At 72.4% G+C, this 15,877-nt stretch carries 13 protein-coding genes and 1 pseudogene; 7 read left to right on the forward strand and 7 right to left on the reverse strand.

The window, feature by feature from the left end:
• Nucleotides 1-302 precede the first annotated feature (302 nt).
• Nucleotides 303-1,007 carry a helix-turn-helix domain-containing protein gene (locus tag ACGFMM_RS35220; RefSeq protein ID WP_393650567.1) on the forward strand — a complete coding sequence of 235 codons (705 nt, stop codon included), beginning with the start codon at nt 303-305 and terminating at the stop codon, nt 1,005-1,007.
• Between the two features lie 10 nt (nt 1,008-1,017).
• Nucleotides 1,018-3,414: an ATP-binding cassette domain-containing protein gene (locus ACGFMM_RS35225; RefSeq protein ID WP_393650568.1), complete on the forward strand. Its 2,397-nt coding sequence runs from the start codon at nt 1,018-1,020 to the stop codon at nt 3,412-3,414.
• Between the two features lie 13 nt (nt 3,415-3,427).
• Here the strand turns inward: ACGFMM_RS35225 and ACGFMM_RS35230 are convergent, their stop codons facing one another.
• The 3 genes from ACGFMM_RS35230 to ACGFMM_RS35240 are packed head-to-tail and all read right to left on the reverse strand — an operon-like array spanning nt 3,428 to nt 6,844.
• The gene (locus tag ACGFMM_RS35230; protein WP_393650569.1) at nt 3,428-4,174 is read right to left on the reverse strand and encodes a succinate dehydrogenase/fumarate reductase iron-sulfur subunit; all 747 of its coding nucleotides are present in this window, start codon (nt 4,172-4,174) and stop codon (nt 3,428-3,430) included.
• On the reverse strand, nt 4,171-6,117 hold the full coding sequence (locus ACGFMM_RS35235; protein WP_393650570.1) for a fumarate reductase/succinate dehydrogenase flavoprotein subunit: 1,947 nt from the start codon (nt 6,115-6,117) through the stop codon (nt 4,171-4,173). The genes ACGFMM_RS35230 and ACGFMM_RS35235 overlap by 4 nt, the downstream gene beginning before the upstream one ends.
• A gap of 1 nt (nt 6,118) precedes the next feature.
• A complete protein-coding gene (locus tag ACGFMM_RS35240) occupies nt 6,119-6,844 on the reverse strand; it encodes a succinate dehydrogenase (RefSeq protein WP_393650571.1) in 726 nt (241 codons plus the stop codon).
• A 72-nt stretch (nt 6,845-6,916) separates the two neighbouring features.
• On the opposite strand from ACGFMM_RS35240, the gene ACGFMM_RS35245 reads away from it, so the two are divergent.
• Complete coding sequence (locus tag ACGFMM_RS35245) at nt 6,917-7,798, forward strand: LysR family transcriptional regulator (RefSeq protein WP_393650572.1); 882 nt, start codon at nt 6,917-6,919, stop codon at nt 7,796-7,798.
• Between the two features lie 43 nt (nt 7,799-7,841).
• Here the strand turns inward: ACGFMM_RS35245 and ACGFMM_RS35250 are convergent, their stop codons facing one another.
• The 3 genes from ACGFMM_RS35250 to ACGFMM_RS35260 all read right to left on the reverse strand — a co-directional run bounded on the left by ACGFMM_RS35250 (nt 7,842) and on the right by ACGFMM_RS35260 (nt 12,006).
• Nucleotides 7,842-10,097 (reverse strand): putative bifunctional diguanylate cyclase/phosphodiesterase, encoded by a 2,256-nt coding sequence (locus ACGFMM_RS35250; protein WP_393650573.1) that lies wholly within the window; start codon nt 10,095-10,097, stop codon nt 7,842-7,844.
• Nucleotides 10,019-10,831 carry an SAM-dependent methyltransferase gene (locus tag ACGFMM_RS35255; RefSeq protein WP_393650574.1) on the reverse strand — a complete coding sequence of 271 codons (813 nt, stop codon included), beginning with the start codon at nt 10,829-10,831 and terminating at the stop codon, nt 10,019-10,021. Before ACGFMM_RS35255 ends, ACGFMM_RS35250 begins: the two co-directional genes overlap by 79 nt.
• A 209-nt stretch (nt 10,832-11,040) precedes the next feature.
• Nucleotides 11,041-12,006: an SCO0930 family lipoprotein gene (locus tag ACGFMM_RS35260; RefSeq protein ID WP_393650575.1), complete on the reverse strand. Its 966-nt coding sequence runs from the start codon at nt 12,004-12,006 to the stop codon at nt 11,041-11,043.
• A gap of 211 nt (nt 12,007-12,217) precedes the next feature.
• Between ACGFMM_RS35260 and ACGFMM_RS35265 the strand changes: the two genes are divergently transcribed.
• The 3 genes and pseudogenes from ACGFMM_RS35265 to ACGFMM_RS35275 all read left to right on the forward strand — a co-directional run.
• Nucleotides 12,218-12,769 (forward strand): hypothetical protein, encoded by a 552-nt coding sequence (locus tag ACGFMM_RS35265; protein ID WP_393650576.1) that lies wholly within the window; start codon nt 12,218-12,220, stop codon nt 12,767-12,769.
• 51 nt (nt 12,770-12,820) lie between these two features.
• Nucleotides 12,821-13,585, forward strand: a complete 765-nt coding sequence (locus ACGFMM_RS35270; RefSeq protein WP_393650577.1) for a hypothetical protein — start codon at nt 12,821-12,823, stop codon at nt 13,583-13,585.
• 164 nt (nt 13,586-13,749) lie between these two features.
• Nucleotides 13,750-14,262, forward strand: a pseudogene (locus tag ACGFMM_RS35275) (hypothetical protein); the annotation flags it as partial.
• 27 nt (nt 14,263-14,289) lie between these two features.
• Here the strand turns inward: ACGFMM_RS35275 and ACGFMM_RS35280 are convergent.
• Nucleotides 14,290-14,805: a hypothetical protein gene (locus ACGFMM_RS35280; RefSeq protein WP_393650578.1), complete on the reverse strand. Its 516-nt coding sequence runs from the start codon at nt 14,803-14,805 to the stop codon at nt 14,290-14,292.
• A 322-nt stretch (nt 14,806-15,127) separates the two neighbouring features.
• Here ACGFMM_RS35280 and ACGFMM_RS35285 point away from each other — a divergent pair, with 322 nt between their 5' ends.
• Nucleotides 15,128-15,787, forward strand: coding sequence for a class F sortase (locus ACGFMM_RS35285; protein ID WP_393650579.1), 660 nt, complete (start codon nt 15,128-15,130; stop codon nt 15,785-15,787).
• Nucleotides 15,788-15,877 lie beyond the last annotated feature (90 nt).

Genomic DNA, 15,877 nt, shown 5'->3' on the forward strand with positions numbered 1-15,877 from the left:
GGATGGGCGTGGGGAACGCGCCTGGAATCAGGGACAGTTGGGGCGATCCTCTGATGCAACGGTCGTTCGCGCGATGCGCGAACGCACATGCGAAGTGTTGTGGATCATACGGACGTCGACCCGGCATCGCGGGTCACTGAGGCTCCAACTGCCAATGTTTGCAAGGATGTTATGAAGATCCCGAGTCTGCGCCCTCACCTGGCCCGCTCCCCGCCCGCGCCGCGGTCGGTCACATGCACGAAACGCGCATTCGGCAGAACGCACAGTAGCCAGATCGATTATCGGTATCTACCATCCGGGCTGTGCCTGGACCCCCCTCCCCTCACAGTCGGCCTGCACCCTTCGACGCCGTCGCCGCGCGACGCATCCGCGAGTCCCTCGGCATGGCGCCGGGCCATGTCGCGCACGCCATGCGTGCCTCGTTCGGCATGGGTCACCTCACCCCTGACACCGTCACCGCCTGGGAACGCGGCATCGCCGTCCCCAGTCCCGGCGAGCTCACCGCACTCGCGAGCGTTCTGTGGTGCGACCTGAACCAACTCATAGGAACGCCGAGGGCGTTACGGGAACACCGTCTGGTCCGCGGCTACGCCGCCGCCGACGTCGCCCGCGCGGTCGGCATGGACCTCGGCGCCTACGAGGAAGCCGAAGTCACCGGCGTGTGGAGCGGCGACGCCCGGCAGACGGCGGCCCTCACCTCCGCGCTCGGCCTGTCGCCGCGCGACCGCATGACCGTCACGGGTGACAACGAGCGCCTCGCCGAACTGCTCGGCGAGGCGGTGAGCACCCGCTGGCAGGCGCACGCCCGCGCCCTGGCCAAACTCACCGGCCTCGACCGCCGCGCACTCGGCGACCCGCTGCGCACGATGCACCAGGAGTACCAGAACCTGATGACGGCCACCCTGAGCCGGGCCGCGGGCGCGGCGGCCTCCGGCGAGCAGGGCCGCGCCTATCTGGAACGGATCATCGACCGTTTCTGGGACCTCGTGGAAGCCTCGGCCGCCTAAACTCGGACAAATGCACGGCACCGCTCCGCAGGACCCCGCACCCGACCGCACTCCCCCGCCCGGCGCCTTCGCGCACGACCCGTTCGTCCGCGTCCGCGGCGCCCGGGAGCACAATCTGCGCGACGTCGACGTGGACCTGCCGCGCGACGCGCTCACCGTCTTCACCGGAGTCTCCGGCTCCGGCAAGTCCTCGCTCGCCTTCGGAACGGTCTACGCCGAGGCGCAGCGCCGGTACTTCGAGTCGGTGGCCCCGTACGCGCGCCGGCTGATCCACCAGGTGGGCGCGCCGAAGGTCGGGGAGATCACCGGGCTGCCGCCGGCCGTCTCGCTGGAGCAGCGCCGCTCCGCGCCGAACGCCCGCTCCTCGGTCGGCACGGTCACCACGCTGTCGAACTCGCTGCGGATGCTGTACTCGCGGGCCGGCGCGTACCCGCCGGACGCGGCCCGGCTCGACTCCGACGCCTTCTCCCCGAACACCCCGGCCGGCGCCTGCCCCGAGTGCCACGGCCTGGGCCTGGTGCACACCACGAACGAGGAACTGCTCGTCCCGGACCCCTCGCTGTCGATCCGGGAGGGCGCGATCGCGGCCTGGCCGGGCGCCTGGCAGGGCAAGAACCTGCGCGACGTGCTGGACGCGCTCGGGTACGACGTGGACCGGCCGTGGCAGGAGCTGGACCCGGCGGACCGCGCGTGGATCCTGTTCACCGACGAGCAGCCGGTGGTCACGGTCCATCCGGTGCGGGAGGCGGGGCGCATCCAACGCCCGTACCAGGGCACGTACATGAGCGCCCGGCGGTACGTGACGCACACCTTCGCCGACTCGAAGAGCCCCACGCTGCGGGCGAAGGCGGAACGGTTCCTGACGAGCGCGCGCTGCGCGGTGTGCGGGGGCCGGCGGCTGCGGCCGGAGGCGCTTGCGGTGACGTTCGCGGGGCGGACGATCGCGGAGCTGGCGGCGCTGCCGCTGACGACGCTGGCGGAGGTGCTGGACGGTCCGGCGGGCCGATCCGGTGAGACGGCGCGGGTGCTGACGGAGGACCTGGTCGCCCGGATCGGGACGGTGACGGAGCTGGGGCTCGGCTATCTGAGCCTGGACCGCGCCACGCCGACCCTGTCCAACGGCGAGCTGCAGCGGCTGCGGCTCGCCACCCAGCTGCGGTCCGGCCTCTTCGGCGTGGTGTACGTCCTCGACGAGCCGTCGGCCGGTCTCCACCCGGCGGACACCGAAGCGCTGCTCGTCGTCCTGGACCGGCTGAAGGCGGCCGGGAACACGGTGTTCGTGGTCGAGCACCATCTGGACGTGGTGCGGCACGCGGACTGGCTGGTGGACGTGGGCCCGCGGGCCGGGGTGCACGGCGGCCGGGTGCTGCACAGCGGACCCCCGCAGACGCTGGCCGAGGTCCCCGAGTCGGCGACCCGCCGCTTCCTGTTCGACCGCGAACCCCGGCCCGTACGCGCGGTCCGCCGGCCGGCGGCCTGGCTGCGCACCGGCCCGATCACCCGGCACAACCTGGTGGACCTGGACGCGGCCTTCCCCCTCGGCGTGCTGACGGCGGTGACCGGCGTCTCCGGCTCGGGCAAGTCCACCCTGGTCGGCGCACTGACCGAGGAACTCACCGGCGTCGAACGCGTGGTGACGGTCGATCAGCGACCGATCGGCCGCACCCCGCGGTCCAACCCGGCCACGTACACCGGCCTGTTCGACGTGGTGCGCAAGCAGTTCGCGGCCACCGAGACGGCCCGGGAGCGCGGTTTCAAGGCGGGGCGCTTCTCGTTCAACGTGGCCGGAGGCCGCTGCGAGACCTGTCAGGGCGACGGCTTCGTCTCGGTGGAGCTGCTGTTCCTGCCGAGCACGTACGCGCCCTGCCCGGACTGCCACGGCGCGCGCTACAACGCCGGGACCCTGGAGGTCCGGCTGCGCGGGCTCACGGTCGCCGAAGTCCTGGACCTGACCGTGGAGTCGGCGGCGGAGTTCTTCGCGGACACCCCGGTCGCGGCCCGGATCCTGCGCACCCTGCTGGACGTCGGCCTCGGCTACCTCCGCCTCGGCCAGCCGGCCACGGAGCTGTCGGGCGGCGAGGCCCAGCGCATCAAGCTCGCCGCCGAACTCCAGGCCGTCCGCCGCACCCCCACCCTCTACGTCCTCGACGAACCGACCACCGGCCTCCACCCGGCGGACGTCGAGGTCCTGATGACCCAGCTCGACGCCCTGGTGGACTCCGGCCACACGGTCGTCGTCGTGGAACACGACATGGACGTCGTCGCCGCCGCCGACTGGGTCGTCGACCTCGGCCCCGGCGGCGGCGCGGCCGGGGGCAGGATCGTGGCCGAGGGCCCGCCGGCAGCGGTCGCCGCCGTGCCGGGGAGCACCACCGCCCCGTACTTGGCGCGGGCCCTCGGAGTCTGAGTCGGCCGCCGGGTCAGCGGCGGGCCTTGCGCTGGGCGCGCAGCCACTCCCTGTTCATGGCGGCGATGGACGGCAGGGGGATGCCCTTCGGGCAGGCCGTGGCGCATTCGCCGGTCAGGGTGCAGCCGCCGAAGCCCTCGGCGTCCATCTGCGCCACCATGTCGAGGACCCGGGTCTCACGTTCCGGGGCGCCCTGCGGGAGCACGTTGAGGTGGTTGACCTTGGCGGAGGTGAACAGCATCGCCGAGCCGTTCGGGCAGGCGGCCACGCAGGCGCCGCAGCCGATGCACTCGGCGTGCTCGAAGGCGGAGTCCGCGTCGGCCTTGGGGACCGGAGTGGCGTGGGCCTCGGGGGCCGCGCCGGTCGGGGCGCTGATGTAGCCGCCGGCCTGGATGACGCGGTCGAAGGCCGAGCGGTCCACGACCAGGTCCTTGACGACCGGGAAGGCGGCCGCGCGCCAGGGCTCGACGTCGATGGTGTCGCCGTCGCGGAAGGACCGCATGTGCAGCTGGCAGGTGGTGGTCCGCTCGGGGCCGTGCGCGTCGCCGTTGATGACGAGGCTGCACGCGCCGCAGATGCCCTCGCGGCAGTCGTGGTCGAAGGCGACGGGATCCTCGCCCCGGAGGATGAGTTCCTCGTTGAGGGTGTCGAGCATCTCCAGGAAGGACATGTCCGGGGAGATCCCGTCCACCTGGTACGTGGTCATCGCGCCGTCGGCGTCGGCGTTCTTCTGCCGCCAGACGCGCAGGTTGAGCTTCATGCGTAGCTCCGCTGGGTGGGGTGGACGTACTCGAAGGTCAGGGTCTCCCGGTGGAGGACGGGGGCCTCGCCCGTGCCGCCGAACTCCCAGGCGGCCGCGTAGGCGAACACGTCGTCCCTGCGGGCGGCCTCGCCGTCCGGGGTCTGGGACTCCTCGCGGAAGTGTCCGCCGCAGGACTCGGCGCGGTGCAGCGCGTCGAGGCACATCAGCTCGGCGAGCTCCAGGTAGTCGACGACGCGGTTGGCCTTCTCCAGCGACTGGTTGAACTCCTCGCCGGTGCCGGGGACCTTGATGCGCCGCCAGAACTCCTCACGGATCTGCGGGATCCGGGCGAGCGCCTTGCGCAGGCCCTCCTCGGTGCGGGCCATGCCGCAGTACTCCCACATGAGTTCGCCGAGTTCGCGGTGGAAGGAGTCCGGGGTGCGGTCGCCGTCGACGGAGAGGAGGAGGTTCAGCCGGTCCTCGGTCTCGGCCAGCACCTCCCGCACGGCGGGGTCGTCGTCGCTGAGCCGCTCGGTCCTCGGCGCGCGGGCCAGGTAGTCGTTGATGGTGGACGGGAGTACGAAGTAGCCGTCGGCGAGGCCCTGCATCAGCGCGGACGCGCCGAGCCGGTTGGCGCCGTGGTCGGAGAAGTTGGCCTCGCCGATCGCGAACAGGCCGGGCACGGTGGTCTGGAGGTCGTAGTCGACCCACAGTCCGCCCATCGTGTAGTGCACGGCCGGGTAGATCCGCATCGGCGTCTCGTACGGGTTCTCCGCGGTGATCCGCGCGTACATGTCGAAGAGGTTGCCGTACTTCTCCTCGACCGCCGCCCGGCCCATCCGGCGGATCGCGTCGGCGAAGTCCAGGTACACACCCTGCCCGCCGGGGCCGACGCCCCGGCCTTCGTCGCAGACGTTCTTGGCGGCGCGGGAGGCGATGTCGCGGGGCACGAGGTTGCCGAACGACGGGTAGATGCGCTCCAGGTAGTAGTCGCGCTCGTCCTCGGGGATCTCGTTCGCGGGGCGCGTGTCGCCCTTCGCCTTCGGCACCCAGATGCGGCCGTCGTTGCGCAGCGACTCGCTCATCAGCGTCAGCTTGGACTGGTGGTCGCCGGTGCGCGGGATGCAGGTGGGGTGGATCTGGGTGAAGCAGGGGTTGGCGAAGTACGCGCCGCGGCGGTGCGCCCGCCACACGGCGGTGGCGTTGGAGTTCATGGCGTTCGTCGACAGGTAGAAGACGTTGCCGTAGCCACCGCTGGCGAGGACCACGGCGTCCGCGAAGTACGTGTCGGTCTTCCCGGTGACGAGGTCCCGGGCGACGATGCCGCGGGCCCGGCCGTCGACCACGATCAGATCGAGCATCTCGGTGCGCGCGTGCAGCTCGACGTTGCCGGCGGCGATCTGGCGGGACAGCGCCTGGTATGCGCCGAGCAGCAGCTGCTGGCCCGTCTGGCCGCGGGCGTAGAAGGTGCGGGAGACCTGGACGCCGCCGAAGGAGCGGGTGTCGAGCAGGCCGCCGTACTCGCGGGCGAACGGGACGCCCTGGGCGACGCACTGGTCGATGATCTCGACGGAGATCTGGGCCAGCCGGTGCACGTTGGACTCGCGGGCGCGGAAGTCGCCGCCCTTGACGGTGTCGTAGAAGAGCCGGTGGACGGAGTCGCCGTCGTTGCGGTAGTTCTTCGCGGCGTTGATACCGCCCTGGGCGGCGATGGAGTGGGCCCGGCGCGGGGAGTCCTGGAAGCAGAACTGGACGACGTGGTAGCCCTGTTCGGCCAGCGTGGCGCCGGCGGAGCCGCCGGCGAGACCGGTGCCGACGACGATCACGGTGTGCTTGCGCCGGTTGGCGGGGTTGACCAGCTTGGCCTGGAAGCGGCGGGTGTCCCAGCGTTCGGCGACCGGCCCGGCGGGGGCGGCGGCGTCGGCGATCGGCTCGCCGGTCGTGTAGTCGAGGAAGCTCATGTCAGTCCACCAGTCCGGTCATCACGGCGAGGGGTACGGAGACGAAGCCCGCGGTCAGCACGAGGGCGAGGCCGTTGGCCGCGAGCTTCAGGAGCCGTTCGCGGCGCGCGTTGCCGACGCCGAGGGTCTGCGCGGCGCTCCAGAAGCCGTGCCGGACGTGCAGGCCGACGGCCGCCATCGCGACCAGGTAGATCACGTTGCCGTACCAGGTGGAGAAGGTGTCCACGACGTTCTGGTACGGCCGGCCCTCCTCGAAGCCGCCGGGGTGGACGGTGCCGGTGGTCAGGTCGAGGACGTGCCAGACGATGAACAGGCCGAGGATGATCCCGCCCCAGCGCATGGTGCGGGTGGCGTAGGAGGCGCGCTTGCGGCGGTGCGCGTAGCGGGTCGGCCGGGCCTTGATGTCCCGGCGGCTGAGCTGGTACGCGGAGACGGCGTGCGCGACCACGGCGGTGAGCAGCACGATCCGGACCAGCCACAGGGCCCAGGAGTGGTGCAGCACGGGCGCACCCATGACGCGCAGCCAGTGGCCGTAGGCGTTGAACTCCTCGGGGCCGAAGAAGATCTTCAGATTGCCCATGACGTGGGCGACGAGGTAGCCCAGCATGATCAGGCCGCTGACGGCCATGACGGTCTTCTTGCCGATGGTCGACGCCCAGAAGCCGCCCGACGGTCGTGGAGATCCTTGGGTGGACGGCCGTCGGTCCGTCCTGGTTGCCAGAGCCATGGCATCGACGCTAGGACGGGCACCCCCGAGAGGTCCAAGACATGGTTCTGCTGGTCTCGATAGGCTGAGCCTATGCAGCTGCAGCAGCTCCAGTACTTCGTGGCCGTGGCGGAGACCCGGCACTTCACCCGGGCCGCCGAGCGGGTGCACGTCTCCCAGCCCTCGCTCTCCCAGCAGATCAGGGCGCTGGAGAAGGAACTGGGGGCGGAGCTGTTCAGCCGGGCGCGCGGGAACATCGCGCTGACCGACGCGGGCGAGGCGCTGCTGCCGCTGGCCCGGCGGATCCTCGCCGACACCGACACGGCGCGGCACGAGGTGCAGGAACTGGTGCAGCTACGGCGCGGCCGGGTCCGGCTCGGCGCCACGCCGAGCCTGTGCACGGGCCTGCTGCCGGACGTGCTGCGGGCCTTCCACGACCGCCACCCGGGGATCCGGCTGCTCATCGAGGAGGGCGGCTCGCACGACCTCGTACGGCAGCTGGCCCGCGGCGCACTGGACCTGGCGCTCGTGGTGCTGCCGCTGCCGACGGCCTCGCCGGCGCTGACGACCGTCGAGCTGTTCCGCGAGGACCTGGTGGCGGTGTCGGCGACGCCGGAGCCGGGGCCGGTGCGCATCGCGGACCTGCGGGACCGGCCGATGGTGATGTTCCGGCACGGCTACGACCTGCGGGAGCTGATCGTGGCGGCCTGCCGGGCCGAGGGCTTCGAGCCCTCGTACACGGTGGAGGGCGGCGAGATGGACGCGGTGCTCGGCTTCGTACGGGCCGGGCTCGGCACGGCGGTCGTCCCCCGCATGGTCGCCGACGCCGCGAGGGACCTGCGAGTCGCCCCACTCGCCCCACCGGGCCTGCGGCGCACCATCGCCCTGGCCCACCGCTCGGACGTGGCCCCACCTCGAGCCGCCCGAGAACTCCAGCGCATGCTCCTGGACGCACCGGGTCCGCGCGGGGACTGAACGGGACGCGGCGGGCGCCCGACACGCGGCGCCCGCCGCCCCGTCACACCGCGTCCGCCAGGGACAGGGTGTGGAGGCGGTCCGGGGGGCCGGGGCGGGCGTAGTACCAGCCTTGGGCGGTGTCGCAGCCGAGTTCGCGGAGCTGCTCCGCCTGCGCGCCGGTCTCCACGCCCTCGACCGTGACCGCGAGTTCCAGGCTGTGGGCCAGGGCCACTATGCCCTCGACGATCTTGACGTCGACCGGGTCCGCCGGCTGCTGCTGCATGCTCCGGGTGAAGGAGCGGTCCAGCTTGAGCACGCTCACCGGCAGCCGGCGCAGGTTCGCCAGGTTCGAGTAGCCGGTGCCGAAGTCGTCGAGCGCGATGTCCACGCCCATCTCGGCGAGCTGCCGCAGCGGCTTGAGCAGATCCTCGTCCGCGCCGATCAGCGCCGACTCGGTGAGCTCCAGGCAGAGCGCGCCCGGCTCCAGGCCGGAGCGCTCCAGGACCTCGACGGTGTCGGCGACAAGCCGCGGGTGGTGCAGCTGGGTCGGCGACAGGTTGACGTTGATCCGCAGCGGGCCGCCGGCCCCCGAGAACGGTGTCTGGGTCTGCCAGAACCGGGCCTGGCGGACGGCCTCTTCGAGCACCCAGCGCCCCAACGGCACGATGAGCCCGGTGTGTTCGGCGAGCGGGATGAACCGGTCCGGGCCGAGCACGCCGTGCTGCGGGTGGCACCAGCGGACCAGCGCCTCCGCGCCGTGCACGCTGCCGTCGCCGAGGTGCACCAGCGGCTGGTACTCGATGAAGAACTCGCCGCGCTCCAACGCGGCCGGCAGCGCGGTGGTCAGCCCGTGCCGGGTGATCGCCCGGGCGTCCGCCTCGGCGTCGGCGAACTCGAAGCGGTTGCCGCCCGCCGACTTGGCCCGGTACATCGTGATGTCGGCGCTGCGCAGCACCTCCGCCGGGGTGCGTTCGCCGGCCGGGCCCTCGACGATGCCGATGCTGCCGCGGACGGTCAGCTCGCGGCCCTCGATCCGGATGGGCGCGGCGAGCGCGTGCAGGATGCGGTGGGCGAGTTCGGTGACGCCCTCCACGGTACCCGTCCCGGTCGTGAGCGCGACGAACTCGTCGCCGCCCAGCCGGGCCACCATCTCCACCGGCGCGGCCACACAGCTCTGCAGCCGGTCGGCGACCTCCACGAGGAGCCGGTCGCCGGCCGAGTGGCCGAGGCTGTCGTTGATGGCCTTGAAGCCGTCGAGGTCGAGGTAGCACAGGCCGAAGCGGGAGCCGTCGCGCGGCGCGAGCGCCTTCTCCAGGCGCTCGAAGAACAGCGTCCGGTTGGGCAGTCCGGTGAGCGCGTCGTGCGTGGCCTCGTACCGCAGCCGGAGGTTGAGCAGCCGGCGCTCGGTGGTGTCCTCGAGCAGGGCGAGCTGGTACTGCGGCCGGCCCTCGGCGTCGCGGAGCAGGGACACCGTCAGATTGGTCCACAGGACGGTGCCGTCGGTGCGGTAGTACGGCTTCTCGACGCGGTAGTGGTCGCGTTCGCCGCGCACCAGCTCACCGTAGAGCTTCCAGACGTGCGGGGCGTCCTCGGGGTGGCCCCAGTCCTGGACGTTGCGGCTGCGGACGGTGGTCTCCAGGCCGCCGAACATCCGGGTGAGGGTCTCGTTGACCTCCAGGACGTTGCCTTCGAGGTCGGCGATGCCGATGCCGACGGCCGCGCCGTCGAACACGGCCCGGAACCGGGTCTCGGTGGCGTGCAGCGCGATCTCGGCGGCGCTGCGCGCGGAGAGCGCGGAGTGGGCGATGGCCTCCTGCTCGCTCAGGGTGCGCTGGCGCAGCGCGTGGGCGAAACCGGCGGCCATGGCGTGCTGGAGGCGGGCGCAGCGGGCGCGGGCCTCCTCGGAGATCTGGCCGCCGTCCGCGCCGCAGTAGAGCACCAGGTACGAGTCGACGACGCCGAGGCTGCGCTGGAGCGCCTCGGGGTCGGTGCAGTGGGCGGCGACGAGTCCGGCGCCGGCGCGGTGCGCGGCGGCGGTGGCGGCCTGGTCGTAGGTCCGCGCGTGCAGCGCGTCGTTGAGTTCCCGGGCGAGCGGAAGCAGATGCTCCGCCACCTCGGCACGGGTCAGCGACGTGGCGGTGACCGGGAAGACGGCCCGGCTCCAGATCGTCGTGAACCGTCGGAGTCTGTCCTCCGGGTCGTCCGGCTCCGCGCCGGCGCCGGAGGTCGGCGGCACGTTCACGCCTTGCGCCCCACCCCTGCGAAGCCGGAGAAGGCGAAGGGGTCCTCCTGGTCCAGGGGACCTTCGGAACGCCATCTCGGCATGGACACCAGGCCGGGCTCGACGAGCTCCCAGCCGGCGAAGAAGGCGGCGATCTCCTCGTGACTGCGCATCACCAGCGGGTTGCGGGTCTCGCGGTAGACGCCGACCGTGCCGGACGCCTGCTCCTCGGAGACGGGGATGCCCTCGTACGAGGCGTGGGTGACGACCAGGAGGCTGCCGGGGGCGAGCGCGGCGGTCAGCTCGGCGACGGCGCCGTACGGGTCGTCCTGGTCCTCCAGGAAGTGCAGCACGGCGACGAGGAGCAGCGCCACCGGGCGGTCCAGGTCGAGCAGTCCGGCGACCTCGGGGCTGTTGAGGATGTCGCGCGGCTTGCGCAGGTCGGCGGCGACGACGGCGGTCCGCTCGTCGCCCTCCAGGACGGCGCGGCTGTGCGCGACGGCGACCGGGTCGTGGTCGACGTAGACCACGCGGGCCTCGGGGCTGGCCTGCCGGGCGACTTCGTGGACGTTGCCGAACGTCGGTATGCCGGAGCCGATGTCGAGGAACTGGGTGACGCCCTCGCCGATCGCGTACCGCACGGCCCGGCGCATGAACGCCCGGTTCGCCTGCATGATCTTGGGGAGTCCCGGCAGGAACTCCATGGCCTTTCGGGCCGCTTCGCGGTCGACTTCGAAATTGTGCGAGCCGCCCAGATAGAAGTCGTACATTCGGGACACGCTCGGCACCGAAATGTCGATGCCGGGCGGGGCCCAGGCGGGACGCTCCATCGATGTCTCCAACAAGTCGCCTAGGGGTGCGGCCAGATGTTCGTGACCGTTGTTCGAGCCGAGGCTACTGATCGGCCGCCCGGAGAGCGAGTGGAAACGGAAATTACCGGTCCGTTCTTGGTCACACACCACTGGCATGTGCGACCGGCCCGCCTTCGCGTGTGGGGGGCGAAGACGGGCCGGCGGGCCGGATGCGCGGCGCGGGGGACCTACTTGGGCGCTCCGACCAGCTTGCCGGCCGGCGAGACGGCGTACCATGTCCCGCCCACGCCCTGGCCGTTGGTGTCGCCGGGCTTCTCGTCACCGGCGAAGGTGTACAGCGGCCAGCAGTCGATGGTCTGCTGCTTGATGCCGTCCGGGCGGGCGAAGGTGACGAATCCCTTCTTGGAGATCCCTTCGGTGTCGTTCTTGTCGACCGGAGCGACGACCGGCCACTTCTCCAGGCACGCACCGGTGCACGCGGTCTTCATCGGCCAGGCGGAATCCTTCTTGAAGCGGTAGACGGTCATTCCGCGGGAATCGACGACGATCTCGCCGAGTTCAGGGTCCTTGCGCACGGAGAGACCGGGAAGGTCCGTTCCGGATTCCTGGCCGGAATCATTCCCTCCGCCTTCTCCGCCGCCGGGAGCGGCCTTCTTTCCGTCGGGCCCGGAGGCGAACCAGGTGCCGCCCACGCCCTGCCCGTTGACGTCGCCCGGCTGGGTGTCCTTGGCGTAGCGGTACATCGGCCAGCCGCCCACGGTCAGCTGCTTGGTGCCGTCGGAGCGGGTCACCTCGCCGAGCAGCGAGGCGTCGACGCCGGCCGGGGCCTTGGCGCCGGCCGGTGTCACCACCGGCCACGCCTTGGCGCACTCGCCCTCGCAGGTCGCCTTGGGCGGGCTCGCCGAGTCCTTGTCGAAGCGGTAGAGCGTGAAGCCCGCGGCGTCGGTGAGCACCTTGCCGACCTTCTCGTCCTCCGTCACGGCGAGCTGACCCGCCGCCTTGCTCTGCGCGCCGGCCGAGCCGCCGCCGTACGCGTCGCCGTAGCCGGCCTCACCCGGTGCGGCGGCCGGGTTGGCAGCTCCGGCGGGCGCTCCCCCGAGGCCCTGCTCGCCCTTCTCCTGGCCGCACCCCGTGGTGAGCGCGAGGACGGCCGCGGCGGTCGCGGCGAGCGAGATCTTCCGCCAGTTCTTCATGTCGACTCCCGTACAGATGAGGCGTGTTGTTCGGCGACCCCCGTCAGTGCCGCTTCTGGTCCTGAGTACGGAGCAGACCCCTCGGCGCACTCAACGCGGCCCGAAGTTTTCTCCCGGCACGTCAAGGAGAGCGGTGCAAGATCCGCTCCATCCGGGGAATCCGGGCCGTTTCCCCGGGTAGCCGGCCCGGACCGCGATCATGCTCTTCGGCGTGTCTGTCCATCTCTCCTGCGCCGCCCGGCCGTTGGCCGCGACGGCGCTGCTCTGGCTGCTCGCCGCCCCGGTCCCCGCCGCGGCCGACGCGTGCGCCTACGCGACCGTCGGGCCCGGCGGCACGCACGCGGTCGCCTCCGCCGGGCCGGGCGCCTGCACGACCCCCACCCCGACGCCGACCCCCACCCCTACGCCGTCGCCCACGCCGACCCCGGAACCGTCTGCCCCGCCGCCTCCGCCTCCGCCGCCCCCACCTCCGGCGCCGGAACCGGAACCCCCGGCACGGCAGGACCCCCCGCCGGCGCCCCGGCCCACTCCGCCCGCCCGGCCCGTCCCGCCTGCGCCGGCCCCCGAACCGCCGCCGCCCGCGGCCCCCACGCCTCCCCGGGCCGCGCCCGCGCCGCCGCGGGCGACGCCGGTGGCCCTGCCCGTCTACCGCAAGGCGCACCGCTCCAAGCCCGAGGCCGGCGGCTCGCTGGTCTCCACGACGCTCGTGATCATCGCGCCCGCGATGCTCGCCGCCGCGGTCCTGCGCCCGCGCTCGCGCTGACCACGCGCGCCGCCCGACCCTTTCGCTCTTCCTGCTCAGCTAAGGATTCCCATGTCGGAATGGCTTGTTCTCACCCTGGCGATGGCCGCGGCCTGCGTCGTCGTCCTGGCCATCGTGGTCATCAACAACCGCCGGATCGGCGAGGACGACGATCCGAGCGAGACCCCGGACGTCATCGAGTACATGTCGATGATGATCGGCGTGGTGTACGCGATCGTGCTCGGCCTCGCCATCGCCGGCGTCTGGGAGGCGCGCGGCGCGGCCCAGGAGACGGTGCGTCAGGAGGCCCAGGCGCTGCACGAGATCTCCGCCCGGGTGGAGGTCTGGCCGGTGGAGGTGCGCGAGCGGATCCGCTCCGACGTCGACACGTACGTGGCGTACGTGGTCGACGAGGAGTTCCCGTACATGAAGGAACACGGCGAACTCAGCGACCGCGGGGCCGAACTGCTGGGCAAGGTGCGCCGCTCGGTGAGCGACTACCGGCCGGCCACGGATCACGAGGGGCAGGCGTACCAGCCGCTCGTCGACCTCGTAGGGACGGCGGACGACGCCCGCAACGCCCGCGGCGAGGGCGCGGGGGCGACGATGCCGGGGGTGGTGTGGTTCGGGCTGATCACCGGGGCGCTGGTGGCGGTGGGCCTGATCTTCACACTGCAGATCCGGCGGACCGGCCGGGAACTGCTGCTCGCCGGCCTCTACAGCGCCCTGATCGCCTTCCTGCTCTTCCTGATCTGGGACTTCGACGCGCCGTTCGGCCGCGGGCTGTCCGCCACGGCCGGGCCGTTCACCAGCCTGTTTCCGCAGGTGACGGGGTGACGGCGGCGCCTCGAATGGGCCACTCGGGTGACATGCGTGCCCCATTCGCCCGTCTGGGATCGCGGCCGTGATAGTGCGCTCCTAGCGTGGCGGTCATCGGGGCGCACGACCTGCCTCATGTGGAAAACGTTCCGCGGGTGCGCCTCGGGACCGGAGGATTCACCATGCGCGCGATACGTGCCGCGTCCACCGCACTACTGGGGGCGGCCGCCCTCGCCCTTGCCGCTCCGGCCGCCGTGGCGTCGGATGGCGCCCCCGCTCCGAACGCCGGCCAGCGCCGGGCGGCGAAGGCCCCCGGCGACTTCGTCATCACACCGTCGACCGTCGCCCCGGGCGGGCGGATCACCCTCCGCGCCCCCGGCTGCGCCAGCACGGCGACGGCTTCTTCGGGCATCTTCGACACCGCCACCATCCCCCCGGGCTCCTCGACCACGGCCACCGTCGACGGGGACGCCAGGCGGGGCGCGGTGTACACCGTCGCGTTCAACTGCACCGGCGGCATCACCGACACCGTCGACCTGACCATCCAGGGCGCCACCACCGCCCCGACCACCAGCTCGACGATCCTGACGCCGCCGCGCGGCGTGCGGGGCGGTCTCGGCGGCTCGGTGGACGGCACGGACGCCGTCGCGCTCGCGGCGGGCGGCGGCCTGGTCCTCGCGGCCGCGGCGGGCGTATTCGGCCGGACCGGGAGGTTCGGCCGGTCAGACCTTTCCGCTGCTCATGTGGCGGCGGCGGACGATGAACAGACCGCCGCCGAGCGCGGCGGCGGCGACCAGCGAGCCGCCGACGGCCATCTCGGTGGAGCTCGGGGACAGCGAGCCGCCGAGGCCGCCCATCGCGCCACGGGCCTCGAGGACGGTGAACTGGCGGGTGGCGACGTTGGGGTTGTCGTGGCACCGGACCGCGAGGTTGTAGTTGCCCGGCGTGGCGTGGTTGAAGACCCGGGCGATCGCGGTGGAGATGCCGTTGGGGTTCACCGACAGGTTGGTCTGCGGGAAGGCGTTCGAGGTCACCGTGCCGCCGCGGGTGCAGCCCTTGACGGTGATGGTGAGGGTGGAGCCCTGGTGAACGGCCGCGGGGCTGATCGTGACGTCTCGGGGTCCGCCACCGTTCCCGCCCTGTCCGCCGGGGTTCCCGTCGGCGGCCGCGAGCGGGGCCGCGAGCCCGATCGCCGCGAATGCGGTGGCTGTCACCGCCAGAGTGCGTGCAGCACGCATGGTTGAACCTCCATCGGAAGACGCTCCGAAGCGGTGCTCCGGGAAATTCGACGAGTACGCCTCCCATGACGAACCCTCACAACTCACGAAGAACCCCGCATTTCGGGACTGCGCCACCCGGTGACCCGACACGCCGGGGCACGGGACCGTCGGTCTGACGGATCCGCAGGTCACGACCCATCAGAACGCTCATATGACGATGACTCGTACGGGTGATCACCCGGACGCCGCCCCCGGCCCCGCACCACCCGTTCGCCCCGCTCGGATCGCCGGTCGCCCGCGGCGGACTTAACGTTCCCCACGACGCCGCGAAGGGAGAACCATGGGCCCCAAGGACTTCAGCACCGGCGAGAAGAGGCGACTCCAGCCGTGGGGCGTCCTCACCCTCGTGATGCTGTCCGGCCTGGCGATGATGCGGAACGGGGTGGACGTCGAACTGGGGCCGCCCCAGCCTGCCGCGGCATCCGCGCCGGACACCCGCCCGATCGGCGTGGCCCCCGAGACGCCCTCGGGGCTGCGCCCGCTGCCGTTCGCCCCGGCTTCCCGGGTGCGGATCCCGTCCATCGACGTGAAGGCCCCGGTGATGGACGTGGGCCTGGACGCCTCCGGCTGGATCGAGGCCCCGCCGCCGCAGGACGCCAACATGGCCGGCTGGTACCAGAACGGCATCGCCCCGGGCCAGCGGGGCACGGCGGTGATCGTCGGCCATGTCGACAACGCCGCGGGCCCGGCGGTCTTCTACAACCTCGGCTCGATGGAGAAGGGCCGGCGGATCGAGGTGGAGCGGTACGACGGCCGGATCGCGGTCTTCGAGGTGTACGGGGTGGAGGTCTACTCCAAGGAGAACTTCCCCGGCGTCCGGGTCTACGGCGACACCGGGGCCCCCGAGCTGCGGGTGATCACCTGCGGCGGCGGCTACACCAAGGCGAACGGCTACGCGGGCAACGTGGTGGTCTTCGCGCGCATGGTCCAGACCCGCTGAACGCGGGCGCGGGGGGCCCCCGGGGGCGCAGGGGCGGGCCGGGCGCGGGCGGGCCCCCCGCGCGGGGGGGGGGGGCCCGGGATGGGGGGC

The organism is Streptomyces sp. NPDC048604, assembly GCF_043199435.1.
GTDB lineage: Bacteria > Actinomycetota > Actinomycetes > Streptomycetales > Streptomycetaceae > Streptomyces.

Bases quoted from the DNA above. Each gene is read 5' to 3' on its own strand.
- ACGFMM_RS35285 (WP_393650579.1), top strand. From the start codon at position 15,128: ATGGGCCCCAAGGACTTCAGCACCGGCGAGAAGAGGCGACTCCAGCCG.
- ACGFMM_RS35225 (WP_393650568.1), top strand. From the start codon at position 1,018: ATGCACGGCACCGCTCCGCAGGACCCCGCACCCGACCGCACTCCCCCG.
- ACGFMM_RS35260 (WP_393650575.1), bottom strand. From the start codon at position 12,006: ATGAAGAACTGGCGGAAGATCTCGCTCGCCGCGACCGCCGCGGCCGTC.
- ACGFMM_RS35235 (WP_393650570.1), bottom strand. From the start codon at position 6,117: ATGAGCTTCCTCGACTACACGACCGGCGAGCCGATCGCCGACGCCGCC.
- ACGFMM_RS35245 (WP_393650572.1), top strand. From the start codon at position 6,917: ATGCAGCTGCAGCAGCTCCAGTACTTCGTGGCCGTGGCGGAGACCCGG.
- ACGFMM_RS35255 (WP_393650574.1), bottom strand. From the start codon at position 10,831: ATGGAGCGTCCCGCCTGGGCCCCGCCCGGCATCGACATTTCGGTGCCG.
- ACGFMM_RS35270 (WP_393650577.1), top strand. From the start codon at position 12,821: ATGTCGGAATGGCTTGTTCTCACCCTGGCGATGGCCGCGGCCTGCGTC.
- ACGFMM_RS35230 (WP_393650569.1), bottom strand. From the start codon at position 4,174: ATGAAGCTCAACCTGCGCGTCTGGCGGCAGAAGAACGCCGACGCCGAC.
- ACGFMM_RS35250 (WP_393650573.1), bottom strand. From the start codon at position 10,097: ATGGCGTTCCGAAGGTCCCCTGGACCAGGAGGACCCCTTCGCCTTCTC.
- ACGFMM_RS35240 (WP_393650571.1), bottom strand. From the start codon at position 6,844: ATGGCTCTGGCAACCAGGACGGACCGACGGCCGTCCACCCAAGGATCT.
- ACGFMM_RS35280 (WP_393650578.1), bottom strand. From the start codon at position 14,805: ATGCGTGCTGCACGCACTCTGGCGGTGACAGCCACCGCATTCGCGGCG.